Here is a 22,058-nt window from a genome sequence, read left to right as displayed (position 1 = left end):
AAAAATTCTATAAATCAGTACGAAGCATTATAACTTTCACCTGAGGAAGAGCTATTTGATTCGTCAGAAATATCATAATTAGGATTTAAAAAATCCTCCCCTACTCGTGAGATTAAAGTTGATTTAAGCTGGTTTAAGTAATTCTCTACTTCTTCATTTTTTCTTTTTACTTCTTCTAATTGTCTACTTAATTCTTCTTTTTCGTTACTCAGCTTTTCGTACTCGTTAAATAATTCTTCATATTGTGACTTAAGAGTGTTTCTTTCCTTTTTTAATTCATTGTATCTGTCTGCTAAGGTCTCCAACATATTTTCTAAATCTCTCAAAATTTCCATTCTAATTTCCCCCTTTTTGATTTAAAATCAATAATTTTTTATTAACTCTAAGTTTTTTTATTATAACATAAGTAAATGAAAAAGTATTGAAAAATAGAAAACTTTTGAAAAACAAAAATTGCTTTAAACTCCATTACATATTATAACATAATAATATTATTATGTTATAATATTCAAAATTAAATAATTTACGGTCAGGAGGGAGATTTATGGGCGAAGTTACAAGATTAGTTGCTGTGATAAGTGGTGGAATAGGTCTTATTTTCACAATCTTTCTAGTTTTTAACGTCTTAGAAAAATCTCCAGGCGACGAAGAAATGCAAAAACTTTCTAAATCAATTCAAGTCGGTGCAAGATCTTTTATAATAGCAGAATATAGGATACTTTTCATTGTCCTTGCTTTAGCAGCATGTTTTCTATGGTGGATAAGTTCTTCTTCAATGGCCATTTCATTTTTATTTGGTTCATTATTTTCTGCGTTAGCTGGATATTTTGGTTTAGCTATTGCAACAAGGGCAAATTCGAGAACTACTTATGGAGCAACCAAAAGCTTAAAAGATGCCCTGACTATATCTTTTAATGGGGGAGCTGTCATGGGGATGACTGTTGTATCATTAGGGTTAATAGGATTAGGAGGTGTATTTTTCTTTTTTGATGGGAATGTTGAAATGATGAGTGGATATGCCATGGGAGCCTCTTTTGCAGCTTTGTTTGCAAGAGTTGGTGGAGGTATATTTACAAAAGCTGCAGATATTGGAGCGGATTTAGTTGGTAAGTTAGAGGCAAACATTCCAGAAGATGACCCTAGAAATCCAGCTGTTATTGCAGATAATGTTGGGGATAATGTCGGTGACGTGGCTGGAATGGGAGCGGATTTATATGAATCATATGTAGGTTCAATATTTTCAGCTTCGGTTTTAGGAGGCATTGAATACTCCATTAAGGGAGCAGTTTTCCCTTTTTTTGTAGCTTCATCAGGGTTAATTTTATCAATTTTAGGAATAATTTTTGTTAATTTATTTATCAAAAAGTCTAAAGATGTAGAACCACAAAAAGCGTTAGATTTTGGTACCTATATTACATCATTTTTTCAGGCAATTGCTGTTATTATTATCTCTAAAATCGTTCTTGGTTCTTTTAAACCGGCTTTAATAGCAATTTTAGGTATGATGGCAGGTATCCTGATCGGAGCTGTTACTGAATATTATACATCTAAAAAACCTGTAAATGATCTTGCTAAAAGTGCTCCCTCAGGACCCGCTCCGTTAATTATTAATGGTTTGGCATTGGGGATGGAGTCTATTTTCTTCCCAGTCCTTTTTATAGGAATTAGTATTGTCCTATCTTTTAAACTCTATGGATTATTTGGAATTTCAATTGCTGCTCTTGGAATGCTATCTACATTAGGAATTACTCTAGCAATTGATGCTTATGGGCCCATTGCGGATAATGCTGGAGGAATAGCTGAAATGGCTAAGTTAGATCCACATGTTAGGGAAATTACTGATACACTTGATGCCGTAGGTAACACCACGGCAGCAATAGGTAAAGGTTTTGCAATTGGGTCAGCTGCTTTAACAGCTTTGGCACTTTTTGCTTCTTACACTCAAGCAGTTAATATATCTATAGTTGATTTGAATCACGCAAATGTTTTTGTTGCATTGTTAATTGGAGCGATGCTCCCTTTTCTCTTTTCATCTTTGGTATTAAAAGCGGTCGGCAAGGCTGCAAATTTGATGGTTGAAGAAGTAAGGAGACAATTTCGAGAAATAGTGGGATTAATTGATGGAAAAGCTGAGCCGGATTACGGAAAGTGTGTTAAAATTGCTACTAGTGGAGCCTTAAAACATATGGTTTTGCCTTCTCTTATCTCTATAGCGGCTCCGATTCTCACTTATTTATTTTTGGGAAAAGAAGCGGTTGCAGGAATGTTAGCGGGTGCAACTGTGTGTGGTGTGATGTTAGCCATTTTTATGGCTAATTCTGGAAGTGCTTGGGATAACGCAAAAAAACTTATAGAAAGTGGAGAGCTAGGCGGAAAAGGTTCTTTGTCTCATAAAGCTTCAATAGTTGGAGATACAGTTGGAGATCCTTTGAAAGATACTGCGGGACCATCGATAAATATATTAATAAAACTTATGTCTATCGTTTCGATTGTAATTATCCCAATTTTTGAAACAATCTTTGGTTAGAGCTTTTTTAATGATAAAAATCAAAAGAGGTGATAAAAATGAAAAGAATTGGTGTTTTAAATGTAGGTGGGGATTGTCCTGGTCTAAACGCAGTGATAAGGGCATTGATAGTTAAAGGTGCTCATGAAGATGTAGAAATTGTAGGGATATATGATGGATTCATAGGTTTAGTTGAAGATAAGATGAGTATATTGGCCAAGGAACACGTTTCTGGCAGATTACCCGAAGGAGGCTTTGTTTTAGGTTCTTCTAAATATGATCCAACTGCTGAACCTGAAGATCTAAAGAAGTTAAAAAATAATTTTTCTAAGTATCAAATCACATCTTTAATTCTATTAACAGGACATACAGGAACTAACATAGCTTTAAAACTGGCTGAGGAAGGAATTCCATCAATTATTATTCCGGCTACGATTGATAACGATTTAAATTGGACAGATTTAAGCATAGGCTATTTAACAGCACTACAAACTGTTAGTGATGCGTTAGACCGACTTCATTCTACAGCTAGTGCTGGCCATAGAGTTATCGTTGTTGAGGTTGGGGGAGATGAATGTGGTTGGTTGGCCACCATTGGTGGAATGGTGGGAGGGGCAGATTTTATAATAACCCCAGAAATAGAGTTCGTTCCGAGCAGGTTGATAGAGAATATAAATAGAAGATATAACATAGGCAGAAGGTTTTCATTGGTAGTTGTTGAAGAGAAGGTAAAATTGCCCGAAGAGATAAAGAATATAGTTAAAGATCCAAAAATCCGAAGTTTTATGAGACCCTCTGAATTAGTTGCTGAGTATATAAAAGAAGAACTTGAAAATATTGAATGCAGGACTGTAAATCTCGACTATTTACAAAGAGCAGGTACTCCTACATCTTTTGATAGGTTTCTTGCGTTTAAATTTGGATTTAGTGCAATTGAGGCCGTTAAAAAAGGGAAAACTAACATCGCTTTGGGTTTAAAAGGTTTTGATGTTATAGAAACTCCGTACAATAAGGAAATGCTGAAAAACAAACCAATTGATAAAGAATTATATAAAATGGCTGAATTATTTTTTTAGTGAACATATAATTAGCGGTGCAACTAGCACCGCTAAATTTCTATCTCAAAGGAGAAAGAAACAGAAAAAAATGGAGTGGTTTTACCATAGGGACCAGGCCAACTTTCCTTCTCTTTTTTTCGCTCATCTTCATAAGGAGTTTCTAGATCAATTTCTCCTTTTAAATATCTTTCAATTATGAATTTATACTTAACCCTATCGTTGAAGATATCTAATCCAAAAAGAAAACCTTCCATATCATTTCCATAATCAAAACCAATTGGTATCTCCTGAGAATTATATTTAGCGGTGTACCTTAGATAAGGTAACCATTGATTGTACATCCAAGTATATACTTTATAATATTCAAATTTGGGTGATACGTAGAAATGTTCTTTTTTTCTTACTACGCGTGTACCTAAACCCCAGGCTAACGCAGTAGGTTTGTAATCTTCCGCACCAGACTCAGTTTCTGGAACTAAAAAATCGTCTACTGCAAGTTGTCCATATAATTGCCAACCCTTTACAGGTATTAATGAAAAATCTACTCCAAGCATGCTATTTGAGTACCCTTCTCCCATTGTATTATGGAAAATTCCAAAGGGATTAGCATCAGACAAATCTGGATATTTTCCTCCAATTAACTTTAACTCATTTAAAGATAATCTTAGTCGTTCAAACAATACCATTTCAACTCTATGAATGAAAAGAGCTTTTGAAGGATCAGCATATCCTTCTGTTGATCTGTATCTATCAGAATTCCTATCAAAAGAAGTGTCTTTTTGTCTTAAAAGTTCTTCTTCAGTAAGAAAAGGATCAAAAAAATATGCACCTGAAATAACTTTCAGAGTGCTAGCATTATATCCGCCCATAAATCCTGTTACATAAGGTAAAGAATCAGAAAGGTACAAACCTCTTTCAAGATCCGACCAATTTGTCTTAAATAAACCAGAAATTATCCATAGGAAGTCGTTGGAAAAGGATATAAAAAAAGGATAGACTTCTAGCCCTTCTGAAAATGCTACAGGATATGGTGTGACATTTGTAAAATCTGTTCCATGAGCTATCGATTGCAAAAGCATCTTTTCATCTACAGACATTGCAGAAAATATTGTTGAAAATGAAAAAAATACAAAAATAATCGTTAAAATAATCATTTTAAATTTTTTCATAATAATCACAACCAATTCAAAGATAATATTAATAAAACGTTTACAAGATCATTCTAATAATCCACCCACGCCTACTAATCCTTCTCCTAAGTGAACCAAAGCAACAGACGAAATTTCACCGGTGAAGATTTTCTTTGGATTGAGATGTTTCAGTTTAGATTTTACATAATTAAAGTAATTTACAGTCTCTTCCTTTTCTCCAGACTTTGCGATAGCAAGAAATTCTAATTTTCTTTCTCCAACCCACTGAAGAAAGGAACTTACTAGTTTATCTATAGCTTTGTTCATTCCCCTTGCCCTTCCAACTTCATGAAATTCTCCTTCATCGTTAATTGAAATTATAGGTTTGACATTTAATACTTCACCCAATGTTCCTGAAACTTTTCCTATTCTTCCTCCGGCTTTTAAATATTTCAAGGTTGGTACAACAAAAAAAACTTTTGATTTTCCATTTATCAATATATCTAGTTGTCCCCTTATGTATTCAAAACTTTTTCCTTCTTCTATATACTCCGCTACTTTACTAATAATCATAGCAGCTCCAAGAGATCCGCTCTTTGAATCTACAACTTCTATACTTACATCGCTGTACATTTCTTTGATTTCTTCTGCTATCGCATTAAATAATCCAAAAGTTCCACTTAGTTTTTCTGGTACGGTTATTACAAAGATTTCATTATACCCCTTGTCAATAAGTGTCTTATATGCATTAACAATATCTTCATGGCTAGGCAAGGAGGTTTTAGGAACTGTGTATTTCATAGCTTCCAAGACTTCTTGCTGAGTTATGCCGATACCATCTTTATATTCTTTACCATTAATTATAACCTTCAAAGGAACCATTTCAACAAAATCCTTTTCAAGTATTTCTTTAGGTGTATCAGTTGCTGAATCACATATTAAACCTATCAATAGATGTTTCCTCCTTTTTAATATTTCTCAAAGAACTCCTCTTCAGTCATGATAGTTATTCCGTACTGTCTAGCTTTCTCCAATTTAGAACCAGGATTTTCTCCAACAACGAGAATATTTGTCTTTTTAGTTAGATTTTCTGTAAAAGTTCCTCCCTTTGATTCAACATATTCAGCAAATTCTTGCCTTGTCATTCTAGATAATACTCCAGTTTGACATATAACTTGCCCACTTAAAGGTCCCCCTTTTTCTTTTTCTTGGTATCCAAAATTAACTCCTGCATCTTTCAATTTTTGAATTATCTTTTTTACTTCATCTTGAGAGAAAAAGTTTAAAATAGCTTGAGCGGTGTCAACACCGATACCTTCAACTTCTAATAATTCATCAAAAGTTGCATTCATCAGATTTTCTAAAGTTTTAAAGTGTTTGGCTAAATCTTTAGAAGTTTTAGCCCCAACATTAGGTATTCCAAGTCCATTTATTAGTCTGTCAAGTTCTCTATTTTTTGACTGTTCAATTTGAGTAAGTAAATTTTTAATTGTTTTATCTCCGATCCCTTTTCCTAAACTTCTCAGTTTTTTCTCATCCAGGTAGTATATATCAGCAATATCTTTTAACAATCCAGCATCAACCATTCGTTTTAGAAGCTTTTCTCCCAAACCCTGGATGTTCATTGCATCCCTTGAAACAAAATTCTCAAGAACTCTAACCAACTTTTCGGGACAGGAAGGATTAAGACATCTTATAGCGACCTCGTCACTCTTAATTTTACCTACTTTTCCACCACATACTGGACATTTTTCTGGGGTAACAATTTCTTTTTCGCTACCAGTGCGTTTTTCTACTACAGGACCTATCACTTGAGGTATTATTCCGCCTGCTTTTTCTACTATGACGTAATCTCCTTCTCTTATATCTCTTTCTTTGATATACTCAAAGTTATGTAGACTTGCTCTTTTAACAGTGGTCCCTTCTAAGTGTACTGGAAGAAACTCTGCAACCGGAGTTATAATTCCGGTACTTCCAACTTGAAATCGAACTTTTATCAATTTTGTTTCTTTTTGTTCTGAAGGGAATTTTAAAGCTATGGCCCATCGAGGTGATCTCACTGTTTCACCAAGGGTTCTTTGAAGCTCAAATTCATTTACTTTAACTACTATTCCATCAACATCGTATTCTAACTCTCTTCTTCTTTTGGTCCATTCCTTCCAATATTCTATTACACCTGTTGCATTTTCCTGTTTTTTGCTATGGGGATTGGTTTTAAATCCTAACTCTTTTAGAAAGATTAATGCTTCTTCTTGAGTTTTAAGATTATAATTTTCAGGAAATATAACGTAATATATAAAAGAATCCAGTTTTCTTTTCGCAACTTCTCTACTATCAAGAAGTTTTAAGGTTCCAGCCGTGGCGTTTCTTGGATTTGCAAAAACTTGAAGTCCATTCTTTTCACGCTCTGCATTAATTCTAGCAAACTCTCTAACGGGCATAAATACTTCTCCTCGAACTTCTATATCGATTTCTTTTCTTAATCTTAGCGGAATACTAGCTATAGTTTTTATATTTTCAGTAATTTCTTCTCCAGTTATTCCGTCTCCCCTTGTAATGCCTTGGGTCAATATCCCGTTTGTGTATCTAAGAGCTACGGAAACACCATCTATTTTTAGTTCACACATGTAATCAACTTGAGTGCTATTTAAATTTCTTAACACCCTCTCGTGAAATCCCAAAAACTCTTCTTCATTATATGTGTTATCAAGAGAAAGCATAGGCACCGAATGTGTTACTTTTCTAAATTCATCAAGCACAACTCCGCCAATTCGTTGACTAGGAGAATCAGGAGTTTTTAATTCGGGGTACATTCTTTCTAATTCAAGAAGTTCTTTAAAAAGTTTATCATATTCTTCATCTGAAATTATCGGATTAGCTAATACGTAATAACGAAAATTATGTTCTTCTATCTCCGCTTTGAGTTTTTCATATCTTTCTTTGACTTCTAGTGGAACAGGCACCATAAGGCCTCCCTTTTGACTTTTCATTGTTGTTATAATTTTCATGAATTGGTATAATTAAAAAAAAGTGATACTTTAAAGTTACAATGAAAAAATATCTTATTAATTATATCACAGTTACTAAAATTTATTTGCAATTTGCGAGGTTAATTTTGTATAATTTAAAAGGTAACTATTTAAAAATTAATAATATTGTTTATTTTTTGAAAATAATAGCAAATTTATAAAGTGTAAATACTCTAAAAAATAAAGAAAAAAGTGCGTTTTACCCTAAAAAACATAAAATAGGTATAAATTACCTAGTTTAAAATTTATTTTTTAAAAATATGTTTGTTAAAAATATAGATTATCTTATGAAGGTTACATCTAATTCTAAGAATATTTTAAGTGTTTAATATGCAGTGTAAAAGGAGGAAGAAGTGTGGAAATATTAATATTTGCTATAGTTGGTTTTGTAGCCCAAATAATTGACGGAGCCCTAGGTATGTTGTATGGAGTTACATGCAACTCATTACTTCTAGCTTTAGGAATTCATCCTGCTTTAGCTAGTGCAAGTGTTCACTTTTCTGAAGTTTTTACCACCGGAGTTTCAGGAATAGCTCATTGGAAATTTGGAAATGTTGACAAAGAAAAGGTTAAAAAACTCTTAATACCAGGAGTTATAGGTGGAATAATTGGTGCATACCTGTTATCAAATCTGCCTTCAAATATTATCAAACCAATTGTGTCTATCTATTTACTCATCGTAGGTATTAAAATCATCTATATGTTTTTTACTAAACCAAAGGAAGAAAACGAAAAATTGAAATTAGTTCCTCTGGCCTTTTTTGGAGGTTTACTTGATGCGATTGGTGGCGGTGGGTGGGGCCCTATTGTAACCTCAACATTAATTTCAAATGGACATACCCCAAATACAACAATAGGTTCTGTAGATTTAACTGAGTTTTTTGTGACAATAGCTCAGTCAATAACTTTTTTCTTTTTCTTAACAAATTTTAATTATAAAATAATTTTAGGTTTAATTATCGGCGGAGTAATCGCCGCTCCATTGGCTGCTTATATGACAAAAAAGCTGCCTTCAAAATACCTTTTATTGGGTGTTGGAATAGCAGTTTGTTGTTCAAGTATTAGAGATTTAATAAGAGCATTCTAAATATTAATCTTTCTTTTTCTGAATTAAGAATATTGCTCAATCGATTATTAATGCTCCCTCGTTATCTGTAGAAGTTATAATGTACTCACTGTCTATGCCAAGTTTTGAAAAAGTTTTAATCATTGATTGAGCAATATTTTTTTCATTCGAGATTGTAAAGGCTATTATGGATGAACCTGAACCACTTAAAGCTACACCGAGTGCTCCTTCATTGTAAGCATTACTAACAACATCATAAAAGCCAGGAATAAGCTTTGCTCTATAATTTTGATGTAATTTATCCTGAAAAGCTACCGGAAAATAACTGTAATCTCTAGTAATGAGCGACGCGGCTAGTAAGGCAGCTCTACTAAGGTTAAAAATAGCGTCTTCACGTTTAACTTCAGCTGGAAGAATTTTTCTTGATTCCTTTGTTTTTATTTTTATTTCTGGTATAGCAATGATAATTCTTAAATTTTCATCTACGTTGACTTTTTTAAAAATAATTTTATTATTTTCGATAATCGTTATGTTGAATCCCCCATTTAAAGCTGGAACTATATTGTCAGAGTGCCCTTCTATCTTATATGCAAGGTTGAGAATTTCTTCATCATTCATAGGATTGCCTAGAATTTTATTACTCGCTAAAATGCCAGCAAGTATGGCAGTAGCACTACTTCCTAAACCTCGCGAAAAAGGGATATTTATCTCTTCTATTAATCTAATACCAGGCATACTTTTGTTGAACATATCAAAAGTTTCTTTCATGGCTACATAGACTAAATTATCTCCTTGATTTATCGGAATTTCTTTATTTTTGAATTTTACAATGAATTCAAAGCCGAAAGGTATTTTTTCGAAAATAAAAGTGTTATAAACCTTAATGGCAAGTCCAAAACAATCAAAACCAGGACCCAAATTTGCTGAAGTAGCTGGAATTCTTATTTTAAACAAGTTAAAACCTCCTAAGTATCCACATATAACTGATATTGTATAAAAGATAAATTATGGAACTCTACGGCCTAATGCAGCTTCGTAAATTATATACCATTGTTCAGGGTCCATTTTGATTTCTAAAGCGTCAACAGCATTTTTAAGTCTTTCAATTTTTCCACTACCTGAGATAGGAATTATACCTACTGGATGGTTCAGCAACCATGCATAAACTATAGTATCTAATGATTCAGTATTAAAATCTTTGGCAACTTCTTTTAAGGCGTTAGTTATTCTCTTACCTTTATCATCGTTTATATTAAAGAGTTTTCCTCCAGCTAGAGGTGACCAAGCCATTGGGTTAATATTTTTTTCCATCAAAAAGTATATATTATCGTTTTGGAAATGTTCTAAATTGTATGGGGATATTTCAATTTGATTTGTAACTAGGTTTAAGTTCATTTTTGATTGTAAGGTTTTAAATTGCTGAATAGTGAAGTTTGAAACTCCAAAATATAACACCTTTCCAGCTTTGCTTAATTGATAAAAAGCTTCTGCAATCTCTTCTGGATTCATGAAAGGATCGGGTCTATGGATAAGCAAAAGGTCGATATAATTAGTATTAAAATTTTTTAAAGATTGATCTACAGATTCTAATATATGTTCTTTTCTCGTGTTATAATGTGCAACACGTCTAGGAAATTTCTCGTTTTTTAACATAATTCCACATTTTGTTACTATCTGAATTTTGTTTCTGAGTGAAGGATTATCTTTTAATATATTTCCAAAAATGGCCTCACAAGTGTGATTTCCATATATATCTGCATGGTCAAACGTAGTTACACCCAAATTAATACATTTTTGAACAAATTCTTCTAATTCTGTTTTTGTAAAATTCCATTGATTTAATCTCATCATACCTTGTACAATACGGGAAAATTTTAATCCACTTTTTGAAACACTAATTGTCATCTCCATAATTTATCTCCTCTATCCATCTTTTACAAATTTTTAAACCTTCACTAGCATCCTTTGCATAAGCGTCACACCCGAATTTATAAGCTAACTGTTTATTCATTGAGGCCCCGCCTGCAATAATTTTGACCGGGAAGTTTAATTCCCTTACTTCACTCACAACTTCTTCAATCTTTCCCACCGTAGTTGTCATCATAGCAGATAAACCTAGTATTTGAGGTTTTTCTTGATTTACTGCATCTACGATTTTTTGTGTTTCAACATCTTTTCCTAAGTCAATAACTTCAAAGTTTGAACTTCTCAACACTGTAGCAACAATATTTTTGCCAATATCATGTATGTCACCTTCTACAGTTGCAATAACCACCTTTGCCTTTTTAGTTTCTGACTCGCCAATGAGTTGATTTATATAGTCAAAAACAGGTTTTACAGTTTCAGAAGCTAATAATAATTCTGGTAAGTATATTTTTCCTTCAGAATAAAGATCTCCTATTTGTTCCATAGCTTTTCCTAATATATTTTGACTAACTTCTAAAGGATCTTTCTCTTCTAATTCTTTTTGTATTATTTTTTTGAGGTTTTCTTGGTTTCCTTGTAAAATATTTTCTATTAATTTATCTCTATTTTCTATTTTATTTTCTTTTACTAGATTTCCATCTAATAGTTGATTTCCTTTAAGAGTGTTCATAAGCATTGAATCTTCTGGATTCATAATGGCAGAGTTTAAGCCATTATATATTGCTCTTGACAAAAATGCTGCATTAATTTGGCTCCTGTTAGGTAGTCCAAAACTTAAATTAGAAAGACCTATTGTTGTATTAAAGCCTTGTGACGCAAGAAGTTTAATAGTATCTAAGGTAATGTTTTCATCATAATTTGCTGCAACAGATAATACTAATGGATCAATTATAAATTGATTCTTATCAAATCCAAGTTTTTCAATGTATTTCCATCTTTTGAGGATCAATTGAAATCTTTCTTCAGCCGATTGAGGAATATCTTTTTCCATTGGCAGTATTATTAACATGCCACCATATTTTCTGATGAGCTCGAGCTTCTTATCAAGGTCTTCTTTGGTTAACTTAGATGAGTTAATTATAGGTCTACCTGGATATTCTACCAATGCAGTTTCAAGAAAATCTAAGTTTTGTATATCAAGAGATAGAGGTAATGAAGAGTATCTATCTAACTCCAATATAATTTGTTTAATATGTTCACTACTCAACACTTTTTCTATCCCAACATTTATGTCTAAAGCATCTGCTCCTGCTGATTTTTGACTATTCGCACGTCTTATTATTTCTTGAAAATTGAATTCTTCTATTTCTTTTTGAAAAGAACTGTTCCCTGCAGGATTTATTTTTTCACCGATTATTGTAAAAGGATGATATTTCTTTAATATCGTACGTGATGAGTACATTATTTGAATGTCTTTGTATATTTTTTTTGGCTTTCTGTTTTTTATCATATTTTTTATTACTTTTATGTGTAAAGGAGTAGTGCCACAGCATCCTCCTATGATGTTTGCACCCAGATCTACATAGTCTTCAATGAACATTCCAAATATTTCTGGCGTCATCCGATATTCTATAGTCTTTCCGTCATAAATAGGTTTACCAGCATTCGGTTCAACACTTATTGCTTTGTTTGTTGAAAAAGATAACCTTTGGAAAACATCTAATAACTCATCAGGTCCTAAGGTACAATTGATACCAATAACATCAACATCTAGATCATTAACAACATTTGCAAAAATCTCTACAGAAGTTCCTGTTATTGAATAACCATTTTTTTCAAAAGTCATGTGAACTATCAAAGGTAGTTCTGAGGTAACTTTCCTCATTCCCAAGATAGCAGCTTTAAGCTCTTTTAAATCACTCATTGTTTCTACTATAAACCCATCTACCCCTGCATCGTATAATATTTTTGCTTGCTGGTAATATTCTTCAATTACATCTTTCATTTCAAAATCTCCAATAGGTTTTGGAAATACTCCCAAAGAAGATATATCCCCAAATACTAAAGCTTTATCTCTTGCAGCATTTTTTGCTATCTCAACAGCTTTTGAATTTATTTTTAGAAAGTCTTCTTCTAGTTTAAGTTCTTTTAGTTTTTTTCTATTGGCACTGAATGTATTGGTTAAAATGATGTCGGCACCAGCTTCAATGTATTCACTATGTAACTGATACACGACTTCAGGATGTACTATATTCAATAATTCTGCTGGAATATTAGAGTATCCTCTTTTGATAAATTCAGTTCCATATCCACCATCTAATAACAAGACTTTCTTTTTTAAAGTATTTAAAAAAATTTTTCTATCCACTATACCACCCAATCATACAAATTGTACTTTTTCTTGGAGTAATAATACCGGTGTTATTATTAACGCTTACTATATCCGTTTTTAACAAGTTATTCACTATGTCCCAATTTTTTCTTATATCTATATCACCATAGCCAGGAGAAAACCTTCTCGTTCCCAGCCCTAATTGTTTCCTCAATTTTTCATCAAAAGATTTGTTTAAGGCTTCTATTGCTTCAGATGCCCATGCGTCTAAAAGCGTTGAAATTAAGATATTTGAATTAGATATAAAAATATCTATGTCTGTACCTAACGTCGAAACAAAAAAAGTTATCAATTTCACACCTTTAAAAGATTGAGGAATGAGGGCTTTATCTGTTATATCGATAGGCAATGTATTAAAAACAACCTTTGGTTTAGCTAATTCCAAACCAATTTGGTAAACATAGTTGACTTCTTCCTTCAACTTTTCATTAATATCATAAGCGGTACCTTTAAATCCTGCTCTTAGTAGATAAATTCTTTTTTGCGGCATTATCTCAAAGAGATCTGGTATGTAAATTTCCGGCATTTTTTAACCTCCAAAAATTCTATTTTGCCGAAATAATTAGATCAGCTAATTCTCCTAAATTTTTTGCTATTATATCAGGTTTTATAGGAGTATTTTCCAAATCTGATAATTTTGCTTCACCTGTTAAAACTAAAGCAGTTAAAGTCTTTGCATGTATTCCAATTAAAATATCTGTGTACAATCTATCTCCAACCATACAAGTTTTTTCTGGAGTTAGGCCATAATCGTTTATAACCATTTCTAATATCCTGGGATCTGGTTTTCCAAACACTAAATCTGGTTTCTTGTTACAAGCCTGAGAGACAGCACTTGCTATTGCCCCCGTGTCTGGAATCGGTCCGTCAATAGTAGGGCAGTTTAAATCAGGGTTGGTCGCAATAAACAAAGCTCCTTTATTAATAAATATAGATGCTTTTGCTAACTTATCATAAGTAAGAGTTTTATCAAATGTAACCACAACCATTTCCGGAGTCTCTTCTACAATCTCATGGCCATATCTCTTATATTCTTGGATAATTGAGGGAGTTCCAACTAAGTATATTTTTTTAGGCCCAAATTGTTTCTTTATATACTCTGCTGTCGCAATGCCAGCTGTATATATTTCTTTTTCTGAAATGGGATACCCTATTGATTCAAATTCCTCTATGTATTCTTGCTTGGACTTATTTGAATTGTTTGTAAGAAAAACAAGCTTTTTGCCTTGACTTTTTAAAAGATTAGAAAATTTTTGAGCACCTTCAACAAGTTGTCTGCTAACATAAAATGTTCCATCGATATCTAGAACAAACAACTCTACATTTTTTAGTATTTTTAAAGCTTCTTCATTGATTTGCACGTTATATCCTCCTAACAATTTAATGAAAGTTAATGAAAGCGGTAGAGTAAGGGAAGTTTATACCCTATGACCAGCTTAAAATCGAATAATCTTTTTAAAGAGATTCTTTCTCTTTTAATGATAAAACTCTTTTGATTATATAAGAAATTATGAATAAAACAAATAAAGTTACAACTATAGTAGGACCAGAGGGAATATCAAAATAATAAGAAGCTATCATTCCTAAAGCGGAAGATAAAAAACCTGTTATTACTGATATTAAAATCATTTGATTAATACTTTTAGCAAATAACTTCCCTATCACTCCTGGAGTTATTAGCAATGAAGTTATTAATATTATACCTATAATTTTTACAGAAATAACAATTGTAATTGAAGTTATAATTAAAAAAGATAAGTTAATAAAATCTACCGGAACGCCAAATGTTTTGCTTAACTTTTGATGGTATGCATAATACTTAAGCTCTTTATTAAACAATATTATATAGAAAAATATGACCAAATCGAAGATAAATAGTAACTTTAAATCTTCCTCATTAATCATTAATACATCGCCAAAAAGAAAACTATCAATTTCTGGTACATAGCCTTTCTTGAAGGATAATAAAATTATTCCTATCGCCATAGATAAAGCTAGAAGCATACCAATAACACTGTTCTCTTGCACTTTCTCTTTTTTGCCAAGTATATGAATAGCTATTGCAAAAATAATCGCAACAATCAAAGATACAACATTTATATTTAGATTGAAAAATAAAGCAATAGCTATTGCTCCAAATGCAACATGCGCAGCACCTTCGCCAATAAATTCCATCTTTTTTAAGATGATAAAATTAGATAAAAATGAACTTCCTAACCCTGCAAGTATTGCACCTATAAAGCCGTTCCTTAAAAAGGGGTATTTAAAAAATTCTATCATCTTTATCAATCACCGCTTTCATAGTACCATTTAGATGTGCAAACAGCTGAAAATCTTCAGTATATAAGTTTTTTAAATCTTGTATGTTAATATCCCAAGTGTTTTTGTGGCAATGTAGTGTCTTGTTCAAACAAAGGATTTTAGTTGTCTCTTTAAATATCATGTTTAGATCGTGACTTACTAAGATTATTGTTATGTTTTTTTCTTCTTTTAATTTTTTTAGAATATTTAACAACAGTTCTTGACCTGGTTTATCAATATTAGCCTCAGGTTCGTCAAGTATTAGAATGTCAGGTTCAGATACCAGGGCTCTTGCAATCATTACTCTTCTGTATTCACCACCAGATAACTCGCCTATTTGTCTGCTATATAACTCTTCAACATTGAGTATTTTTAAAATTTCTTTCACTTTTTGATAATGCTCTTTTTTAAAACGTTTGATAGGACCCACATCTTTATACAACCCTAATAAAACCAACTCATATACTTTCATGGGAAAAGTTACATCAACTTCCTCCGTTTGTGGAACGTAACCTATTTTACCTTTTATTGTCACTTCACCTGTATATTCCTCTATTTCACCAATAATTATTTTTACCAATGTTGACTTTCCTGCACCATTTGGCCCAATTATTCCCACAAATTCTCCTTCATATATATCAAAAAATATGTCCGATAAAATTTGATTGTTATTAACCGCATAATTTAAATTTCTAACAGAAATAATAGGATCATTTTTCATAAGCAGTTCTCCTTATAATCTCGAACATGTTATAAAGATACAAAGAATCTATGTCTATTATTTGATCTATACTACCTAGAGGATCTAGCAATCCAACATTTAAATTAAGATTTTTTGCAATAGTATTTATCGCTTTATCTCTCAATTGAGGCTCATTGAAAATGGCCGTTACGTTTTGTTGCTTTGCAATCTCGGTTAACTCGATTATCTCTTTTGGAGTAGGGGGAACACCGGGGGTCGATTCAACTACTGCCGCAATTTTAATGTAGTATCTTTTTGTAAAATAATCAAACGAATTATGTACAACAAAAATACTTCCCTGAACTTCTTTTGACTTCTCTTTTAAATAATTATCGAGTATAATTAATCGGTTTATAAGATACTCACCATTTTGACTGTAATATTTGCTATTTTCAGGATCTATTTTTGATAAATCCTCAACTAATCCTGGAACGATATAAGTATATACTAAATATGGATCTAGCCATATATGTGGATTATATAGCACTTCATTTTCAAGATTTTTTTCGCTGCTATTTTCATCTTCATGAAGATGATCTCCTGTAATTAATTCTTCTTCAGGAATATAGTCTGAAATATAAATAATTATTATATTTTCTTGTTTTAAGTTCTCTGTTAATTTAGAGATAAAAATTTCTAGGTTTAGGCCATTCAAAATAAAAACATCAGAACTATATAAACTCGTTAAATTTCTAGGGGTCAAAGAATAAGTATGAGGGCTATTGCCAGCAGGAATCACTAGATTCACTGCACCTTTATCTCTAACAATCTCTTTTACGATCAAATAATATGGCATTATCGAGGTAGATAGATTTAAAGAGAAGGCAAAAAATACAAATAAAACAAAAATACTTAAAATAACCATCTTCTTCATTTTTTCATCTCCTCCTGACAGTTTTTACAGATTCCTTCAAAATAAAGCGTATGACCAAGAACCTTATAACCTAAATTTTCTGTTATATATTTACTTATAGATTCTGAGTAGCAAAGATCAAATCGTTCAAATTTTTTACACTTCACACAATAAATGAAATGAAAGTGCTCAGAACCCTTATAGAAATAAGTAATTTTATCTGAAAAAACTATGGACCTCAGTTTTCCGTTATTTTCAAAGTTTTTCAAATTTCTATATATTGTTGACCTATCATATTCACCATTGAGTAACTCGTATACATAATCAGCACTTAAAGGAACATCTTCGTTGTGGAAAAGATCTAGAATATCCCTTCTTGCTTTTGTACTTCTCATTCCAACCATCACTCCTAATAATGTAAATTGCAAATCATTTGCTTTTGCAAATGGTTTGCAAATATTATACCCTTATTTATATAAATAGTCAATATATTTTTATGGTATAATTTTTTAATGTATACTTTAAAATTTTAGGCTTTAGATTTTTTAATTTTAAAAAATAAAGAAAAAAGATAAAGGGGACGGTATCCTTTTAAATCACTGTGATCTCAATAGTGTTTTTTAATTAATAAAAAAGGGGTGAGCAATATTAAAATATATATTTCTTTTGATTTTGAAGGTTTAGGAGGAATCTGTCAATGGGACGATGTAACAAAAGATAATAAAGATTACAAACAGAAATATGCAGTCTCACAGTTAAATGCGCTTCTTGAGCAATTACAAGATCATGAAGTTGTAATTTCTGATTCACATGCTAGAGGAAATAATATTCCTTGGGAAATAACTAATGACTATCCTAATGTTAAATTAATAAGTGGAGGAATTAGGAAATTTTACATGATGACGGGAATAGATGAATCTTTTGATAGGATGATCTTCTTTGGATATCATTCTGGAGTAGGAGAAATGTATTCCACAATGGATCATACTTATTCGAGTTCTTCCATTCATAATATTTGGATTAATGGAAAAGAAATGAGTGAAACTTTAATAAATGCTGCTTATGGTGGAATTTTCGATGTACCTCTTGCTATGGTCGTTGGAGACGATAAACTCAAAAGGCAGCTCACTCCGTATTTTAATAAGATATATTATATTGAAACAAAGAAATCATTGGGAAGATATGCTGCTCAATTTAAACCAATGAAAATTCTTTTGGAAGAAATAAGTGCTACTACAAAATTAATGCTCAGCAAAGATAAAGAATATTTTGAAGTTTTTAGATTCGATAAACCAATAGAAATGATTGTAGAATTTAGTGATACTTCAAAAGCTGACATGGTAGAATCTATGCCGTTAATAGAAAGAATAGACGGTAGAAAGGTTAAACTGGTTAGTGATGATTATAAAACGATCTTTGAAGGTTTATTGGCAATTACGTATATATGTAGTACAAAAAGTTAATTTGCCAAAGGTACTAAAATTGAAAAAATTTATTCTTTATACATAGGTTCAAGAATTTAGAAATTAAATCTTCAAAAATGAGGGATTGAGCATGGACAAAAAGCTAAATAAATTAACCTCTGATGAATACAGAGTAATAATTGAAAAAGGTACTGAGAAACCTTTTACAGGTAAATATAATGATTTTTTTGAAGAAGGAGTCTATATTTGCAAACAGTGCCATTTGCCCCTGTACAAATCAGAAAATAAGTTTAAATCTGAAAGTGGATGGCCTAGCTTTGACAAAGAAATTCCTTCATCTATTAGAAGACAACTAGACGAAGATGGAGAAAGAATTGAGATAGTATGTTCATACTGTGGAGCTCACTTAGGGCATGTTTTTGAATCAGAAGGATATACCAAAACTAATATAAGACATTGCGTAAATTCTATTTCAATGGAATTTGTTCCTATAGGAACTCCTTTACCCCGGCAAAGGGCTATATTTGCTGCAGGTTGTTTTTGGGGTGTAGAGTATATGTTTAGAAAAGTTCACGGAGTTATTGATGTTGTTAATGGTTACACGGGAGGATTTGTTGAAAAACCCACATATCAACAAGTATGTACAGGAAAAACTGGTCATGCAGAAGCGGTGTTAGTGATATTTGATCCAAATATTGTGGGATATGAAGAATTAGTAAGATATTTCTTTGAAATTCATGATCCAACTCAAATAGGAGGACAAGGACCAGATATTGGAGATCAATACCGAAGCGAAATCTTTTATACAGACGAAGAACAGAAGCTAATCGCAGAAAAAGTAATAAAAGAACTGACCGAAAAAGGAATGAAAATTGTAACCAAAGTCACAGAAGCTTCTAATTTTTATAAAGCAGAAGAATATCATCAAAACTACTACGAAAAAACAAAAGAGGCTCCGTACTGCCACTTTAGAAGAAATATTTTTAATACAGACTATATAAAAGTCATAATATAGCAGCAATTACTCTAATATAAAGGGTCTGACTTATAACCAATAAGTCAGACCCTTTTTGTTATTTGAAGAAGATCACTTTAATATAAATCAATATTAAAAAAATTTCAAATTTATTGAATATCGCTAAAAAGAGTTAATTATTCATGAATAAATTTGAATAAGAAGTAAAAGCTCTGTTTTCCTGGTTTGAAATTTCAAAAAATAATATATATAATGATAATGTAAATCATTTTCGAAATATATAATTAATTTTGAAAATAACTTTCAAGAAATGGAGGAAGATCGTTGAAAACGTTGAAAAAAAACTCATTTATAGTCTCATGTCAAGCAGAAGAGGGAGAACCCTTATTTGGAAAAGAAATGATGGTTAAAATGTCAATTGCAGCACAAATGGGAGGGGCAGACGCTATTAGGAGCCTTCATCCTGATGTTATAAAGGAGGTTAAAAAAGTAGTTAAAATTCCTATCATTGGAATTACAAAAAACAGAAATTTAAAAGGTGCTTTTATTACCACTACAAAAAAAGATATAGACGAATTAGTTCAAGCAAAGGCTGATTTCATAGCGTTAGATTGTACTAGAAGAGAAAGGCCCGAACCATTACCAGAACTATTCAATTATTTAAAAAGCAAGTATCCTGAAATTGGCATAATAGCAGATATAGCAGATATAGAAGATGTAAAGAGCATAATTCCTCTAAAACCTGATTATTTTGCAACAACGCTTTCTGGTTATACTGATTATACACTGAACAGACCGAGACCCGATTACGATTTAATTCGTGAAATTATCAAAATAACAGATATACCAGTGATCGCAGAAGGTAATTTTTCTACTCCTTTACAAGCTAGAAAAGCAATACTAAATGGCGCTTATGCTGTAACGGTAGGAACGGCTATTACAAGGCCTCAAATAATAACACAAAAATTTAAGGAATATCTAGCCGATTTTAAGGATGATGAATTATTGGCAGTTGGAATTGATATAGGAGGAACGTGGACAAGAGGAGTTCTGGTAGATAGATTTGGAAACATCAAAGAAAACGATAAAGTTCGAACTGCTTCCTCCGGGAAAGAAGTTATTTCAAATATGCTTTCTTTAATCAAAAAACTAAAAACTGAAGAAACTCATTTCATAGGTGTAGCAACTGGTGGAAGGATTGATTTTAAGACAGGAGTAGTAGGATTTTCTACAGGTCTGATTCCAGACTGGAAAGGTGTTCGTATAGCAGACATCATAGAAAAAGAATTCAAAATTAGACCTATAGTTGATAACGATGCAAACTGCGCTTCATATTTTCAGCACTTTGTTACGAATGAAGACAACTTACTAATGATAACGGTAGGTACGGGAATAGGGGGAGGCATCATAAATAATGGAAGGATAATAAGGGGTTCAAAAGGTGGAGGTGGAGAAATAGGGCATATTATCTATCCAGGGAACACAAAAGAATGTTCATGTGGAAAGGTTGGGTGTGTTGAAACTATCCTTTCGGGAAGATATTTAAAAGAAAATATTTATGGAAAAGAAGGCAAAGAAGTTTCCTCGAAAATAAAAGAATATTCTAAAGTGATGGCTTGGTTTATTGATACTTTAAAAACCATCCTTGACTTTGATAAATGTTATTTAGGTGGAGTATTACCAAATTATGGGGATAAATTTTTAGTAAGTATAAAAAATAGTTTTAAGCAGATCAGCAACGAAAAAAACGCAGATTTTATTAATTACAGTGATTTAGGAGAATTTGCTGGAGCAAGAGGAGCCGCTTTACTATCTCTACATAAAGGAGAGATCTGAAATGTCAAAGATCAATGCTTTGATAAATTCTAGAATGTACAGTTTCACAAAGTCTGAGAAACAAGTGGCTGATTATGTATTAAACAATAAGAAAAATGAAATTACTCGCTTGACAATAACTGAATTAGCTTCAAATTGTAATGTCAGTGAAGCCACTGTTGCAAGGTTTGTCAAAAAAGCAGGTTTCGAATCCTTTCAGGATTTTAAACTTAACCTTGCATTAGATAACGATGATGAAATTATAGAAGAAGAAAAAGATATTACTATCTCCAAAGATGATTCCCCCCAAGATATTCTAATAAAAACAAAACTTGGTTTTTTACAATCCATAGAAAATACCGATGCAATAATTGATATGAACAAATTTTTGCAAGCAGTTAATTTTATTAGATCCGCAAAAAAGATTGAAATCTATGGAGTAGGTTCTTCTTCAGCCGTTGGAAAAATTCTTCAGTACAAATTAACAAGGTTAGGATTCCCAGCTTATTCCATAGAAGATCCACACATGCAAGCTATTTCTGCGGCTACGTTAGGTTTGGGAGATTTAGCATTTGGAATAAGTCAAAGTGGCTCAACCAAAGATACTGTGGATTCTTTAGCCCTAGCAAAAAAACATGGAGCAACTACTATCTGCTTAACAGAACACGTAAATTCCCCCATAACAAAGTATGCTGATGTTGTATTGGAAGTATACTCCGGTGAAAATCCTGTTAAGACAAGTGCTGGAAGATCTATTTTAGTTCAAGTGCTTGCTGTCGAATTGCTTTCAGGTCTCTTATATTCCACAGAACATGAAAAAGCTATAAAAGCGGGAAAAGAAACCGCGAGTGCGGTAGTAAATAAATTGTATTGAGGTGATCTATGTGAAATACGATGTAA

20 protein-coding genes are annotated in these 22,058 nt (G+C 32.1%); 7 read left to right on the top strand and 13 right to left on the bottom strand.

Annotated features, from left to right (window positions below):
• Positions 1–14: 14 nt before the first annotated feature.
• Positions 15–335 (bottom strand): hypothetical protein, encoded by a 321-nt coding sequence (locus tag PKN74_RS05475; protein ID WP_472309377.1) that lies wholly within the window; start codon positions 333–335, stop codon positions 15–17.
• A gap of 209 nt (positions 336–544) precedes the next feature.
• Here PKN74_RS05475 and PKN74_RS05470 point away from each other — a divergent pair, with 209 nt between their 5' ends.
• Together PKN74_RS05470 and PKN74_RS05465 are read left to right on the top strand one after the other, a co-directional pair.
• Positions 545–2,527, top strand: a complete 1,983-nt coding sequence (locus tag PKN74_RS05470) for a sodium-translocating pyrophosphatase (RefSeq protein ID WP_472309375.1) — start codon at positions 545–547, stop codon at positions 2,525–2,527.
• 38 nt (positions 2,528–2,565) lie between these two features.
• Positions 2,566–3,582, top strand: coding sequence for a 6-phosphofructokinase (locus tag PKN74_RS05465; RefSeq protein WP_472309373.1), 1,017 nt, complete (start codon positions 2,566–2,568; stop codon positions 3,580–3,582).
• Between the two features lie 32 nt (positions 3,583–3,614).
• On the opposite strand, the gene PKN74_RS05460 is transcribed toward PKN74_RS05465, so the two are convergent.
• The 3 genes from PKN74_RS05460 to ligA are packed head-to-tail and all read right to left on the bottom strand — an operon-like array spanning position 3,615 to position 7,660.
• A complete protein-coding gene (locus PKN74_RS05460; protein WP_472309371.1) occupies positions 3,615–4,733 on the bottom strand; it encodes a hypothetical protein in 1,119 nt (372 codons plus the stop codon).
• Positions 4,734–4,781: 48 nt separating this feature from the next.
• Complete coding sequence (locus PKN74_RS05455) at positions 4,782–5,645, bottom strand: DegV family protein (RefSeq protein WP_472309369.1); 864 nt, start codon at positions 5,643–5,645, stop codon at positions 4,782–4,784.
• A gap of 17 nt (positions 5,646–5,662) precedes the next feature.
• Entirely contained in the window at positions 5,663–7,660 is a 1,998-nt protein-coding gene (gene ligA, locus PKN74_RS05450; protein WP_472309367.1) for an NAD-dependent DNA ligase LigA, read from the bottom strand.
• 418 nt (positions 7,661–8,078) lie between these two features.
• Between ligA and PKN74_RS05445 the strand changes: the two genes are divergently transcribed.
• Entirely contained in the window at positions 8,079–8,810 is a 732-nt protein-coding gene (locus PKN74_RS05445) for a sulfite exporter TauE/SafE family protein (protein ID WP_472309365.1), read from the top strand.
• 36 nt (positions 8,811–8,846) lie between these two features.
• On the opposite strand, the gene thrB is transcribed toward PKN74_RS05445, so the two are convergent.
• The 9 genes from thrB to PKN74_RS05400 form a co-directional block, all read right to left on the bottom strand.
• The gene (thrB, locus tag PKN74_RS05440; protein ID WP_472309363.1) at positions 8,847–9,743 is read right to left on the bottom strand and encodes a homoserine kinase; all 897 of its coding nucleotides are present in this window, start codon (positions 9,741–9,743) and stop codon (positions 8,847–8,849) included.
• Between the two features lie 51 nt (positions 9,744–9,794).
• Positions 9,795–10,694 carry an aldo/keto reductase gene (locus PKN74_RS05435; RefSeq protein ID WP_472309397.1) on the bottom strand — a complete coding sequence of 300 codons (900 nt, stop codon included), beginning with the start codon at positions 10,692–10,694 and terminating at the stop codon, positions 9,795–9,797.
• Positions 10,684–13,023 carry a homocysteine S-methyltransferase family protein gene (locus PKN74_RS05430; protein WP_472309362.1) on the bottom strand — a complete coding sequence of 780 codons (2,340 nt, stop codon included), beginning with the start codon at positions 13,021–13,023 and terminating at the stop codon, positions 10,684–10,686. The genes PKN74_RS05435 and PKN74_RS05430 overlap by 11 nt, the downstream gene beginning before the upstream one ends.
• Positions 13,016–13,573, bottom strand: coding sequence for a methionine synthase (locus PKN74_RS05425; RefSeq protein WP_472309361.1), 558 nt, complete (start codon positions 13,571–13,573; stop codon positions 13,016–13,018). The genes PKN74_RS05430 and PKN74_RS05425 overlap by 8 nt, the downstream gene beginning before the upstream one ends.
• A gap of 19 nt (positions 13,574–13,592) precedes the next feature.
• Complete coding sequence (locus PKN74_RS05420) at positions 13,593–14,408, bottom strand: HAD-IIA family hydrolase (RefSeq protein WP_472309359.1); 816 nt, start codon at positions 14,406–14,408, stop codon at positions 13,593–13,595.
• A gap of 94 nt (positions 14,409–14,502) precedes the next feature.
• Positions 14,503–15,327: a metal ABC transporter permease gene (locus PKN74_RS05415; protein ID WP_472309357.1), complete on the bottom strand. Its 825-nt coding sequence runs from the start codon at positions 15,325–15,327 to the stop codon at positions 14,503–14,505.
• The gene (locus tag PKN74_RS05410) at positions 15,311–16,069 is read right to left on the bottom strand and encodes a metal ABC transporter ATP-binding protein (RefSeq protein WP_472309355.1); all 759 of its coding nucleotides are present in this window, start codon (positions 16,067–16,069) and stop codon (positions 15,311–15,313) included. The genes PKN74_RS05415 and PKN74_RS05410 overlap by 17 nt, the downstream gene beginning before the upstream one ends.
• Positions 16,059–16,964 carry a metal ABC transporter substrate-binding protein gene (locus tag PKN74_RS05405; protein ID WP_472309353.1) on the bottom strand — a complete coding sequence of 302 codons (906 nt, stop codon included), beginning with the start codon at positions 16,962–16,964 and terminating at the stop codon, positions 16,059–16,061. The genes PKN74_RS05410 and PKN74_RS05405 overlap by 11 nt, the downstream gene beginning before the upstream one ends.
• A complete protein-coding gene (locus PKN74_RS05400) occupies positions 16,961–17,338 on the bottom strand; it encodes a Fur family transcriptional regulator (protein ID WP_472309351.1) in 378 nt (125 codons plus the stop codon). Before PKN74_RS05400 ends, PKN74_RS05405 begins: the two co-directional genes overlap by 4 nt.
• Before the next feature lie 243 nt (positions 17,339–17,581).
• On the opposite strand from PKN74_RS05400, the gene PKN74_RS05395 reads away from it, so the two are divergent.
• From PKN74_RS05395 to PKN74_RS05380, 4 genes are all read left to right on the top strand, one after another.
• Positions 17,582–18,406: a M55 family metallopeptidase gene (locus PKN74_RS05395; RefSeq protein WP_472309349.1), complete on the top strand. Its 825-nt coding sequence runs from the start codon at positions 17,582–17,584 to the stop codon at positions 18,404–18,406.
• A gap of 91 nt (positions 18,407–18,497) precedes the next feature.
• Entirely contained in the window at positions 18,498–19,382 is an 885-nt protein-coding gene (locus PKN74_RS05390; protein WP_472309347.1) for a bifunctional methionine sulfoxide reductase B/A protein, read from the top strand.
• Positions 19,383–19,667: 285 nt separating this feature from the next.
• Positions 19,668–21,179 (top strand): putative N-acetylmannosamine-6-phosphate 2-epimerase, encoded by a 1,512-nt coding sequence (locus tag PKN74_RS05385; RefSeq protein ID WP_472309345.1) that lies wholly within the window; start codon positions 19,668–19,670, stop codon positions 21,177–21,179.
• 1 nt (position 21,180) lies between these two features.
• The gene (locus tag PKN74_RS05380) at positions 21,181–22,032 is read left to right on the top strand and encodes a MurR/RpiR family transcriptional regulator (RefSeq protein ID WP_472309343.1); all 852 of its coding nucleotides are present in this window, start codon (positions 21,181–21,183) and stop codon (positions 22,030–22,032) included.
• Positions 22,033–22,058 lie beyond the last annotated feature (26 nt).

Origin of the sequence: Defluviitoga sp. (assembly GCF_035349255.1) — a bacterium.
GTDB lineage: Bacteria > Thermotogota > Thermotogae > Petrotogales > Petrotogaceae > Defluviitoga.
This window is presented reverse-complemented; position numbering and strand designations above follow the sequence as displayed.

What these genes read in the sequence shown, in the direction of transcription:
- PKN74_RS05475 (WP_472309377.1), bottom strand. Translation starts at nt 335, where the DNA reads ATGGAAATTTTGAGAGATTTAGAAAATATGTTGGAGACCTTAGCAGAC.
- PKN74_RS05470 (WP_472309375.1), top strand. Translation starts at nt 545, where the DNA reads ATGGGCGAAGTTACAAGATTAGTTGCTGTGATAAGTGGTGGAATAGGT.
- PKN74_RS05465 (WP_472309373.1), top strand. Translation starts at nt 2,566, where the DNA reads ATGAAAAGAATTGGTGTTTTAAATGTAGGTGGGGATTGTCCTGGTCTA.
- PKN74_RS05460 (WP_472309371.1), bottom strand. Translation starts at nt 4,733, where the DNA reads ATGAAAAAATTTAAAATGATTATTTTAACGATTATTTTTGTATTTTTT.
- ligA (WP_472309367.1), bottom strand. Translation starts at nt 7,660, where the DNA reads ATGGTGCCTGTTCCACTAGAAGTCAAAGAAAGATATGAAAAACTCAAA.
- PKN74_RS05435 (WP_472309397.1), bottom strand. Translation starts at nt 10,694, where the DNA reads ATGACAATTAGTGTTTCAAAAAGTGGATTAAAATTTTCCCGTATTGTA.
- PKN74_RS05425 (WP_472309361.1), bottom strand. Translation starts at nt 13,573, where the DNA reads ATGCCGGAAATTTACATACCAGATCTCTTTGAGATAATGCCGCAAAAA.
- PKN74_RS05415 (WP_472309357.1), bottom strand. Translation starts at nt 15,327, where the DNA reads ATGATAGAATTTTTTAAATACCCCTTTTTAAGGAACGGCTTTATAGGT.
- PKN74_RS05410 (WP_472309355.1), bottom strand. Translation starts at nt 16,069, where the DNA reads ATGAAAAATGATCCTATTATTTCTGTTAGAAATTTAAATTATGCGGTT.
- PKN74_RS05405 (WP_472309353.1), bottom strand. Translation starts at nt 16,964, where the DNA reads ATGAAGAAGATGGTTATTTTAAGTATTTTTGTTTTATTTGTATTTTTT.
- PKN74_RS05400 (WP_472309351.1), bottom strand. Translation starts at nt 17,338, where the DNA reads ATGAGAAGTACAAAAGCAAGAAGGGATATTCTAGATCTTTTCCACAAC.
- PKN74_RS05390 (WP_472309347.1), top strand. Translation starts at nt 18,498, where the DNA reads ATGGACAAAAAGCTAAATAAATTAACCTCTGATGAATACAGAGTAATA.
- PKN74_RS05380 (WP_472309343.1), top strand. Translation starts at nt 21,181, where the DNA reads ATGTCAAAGATCAATGCTTTGATAAATTCTAGAATGTACAGTTTCACA.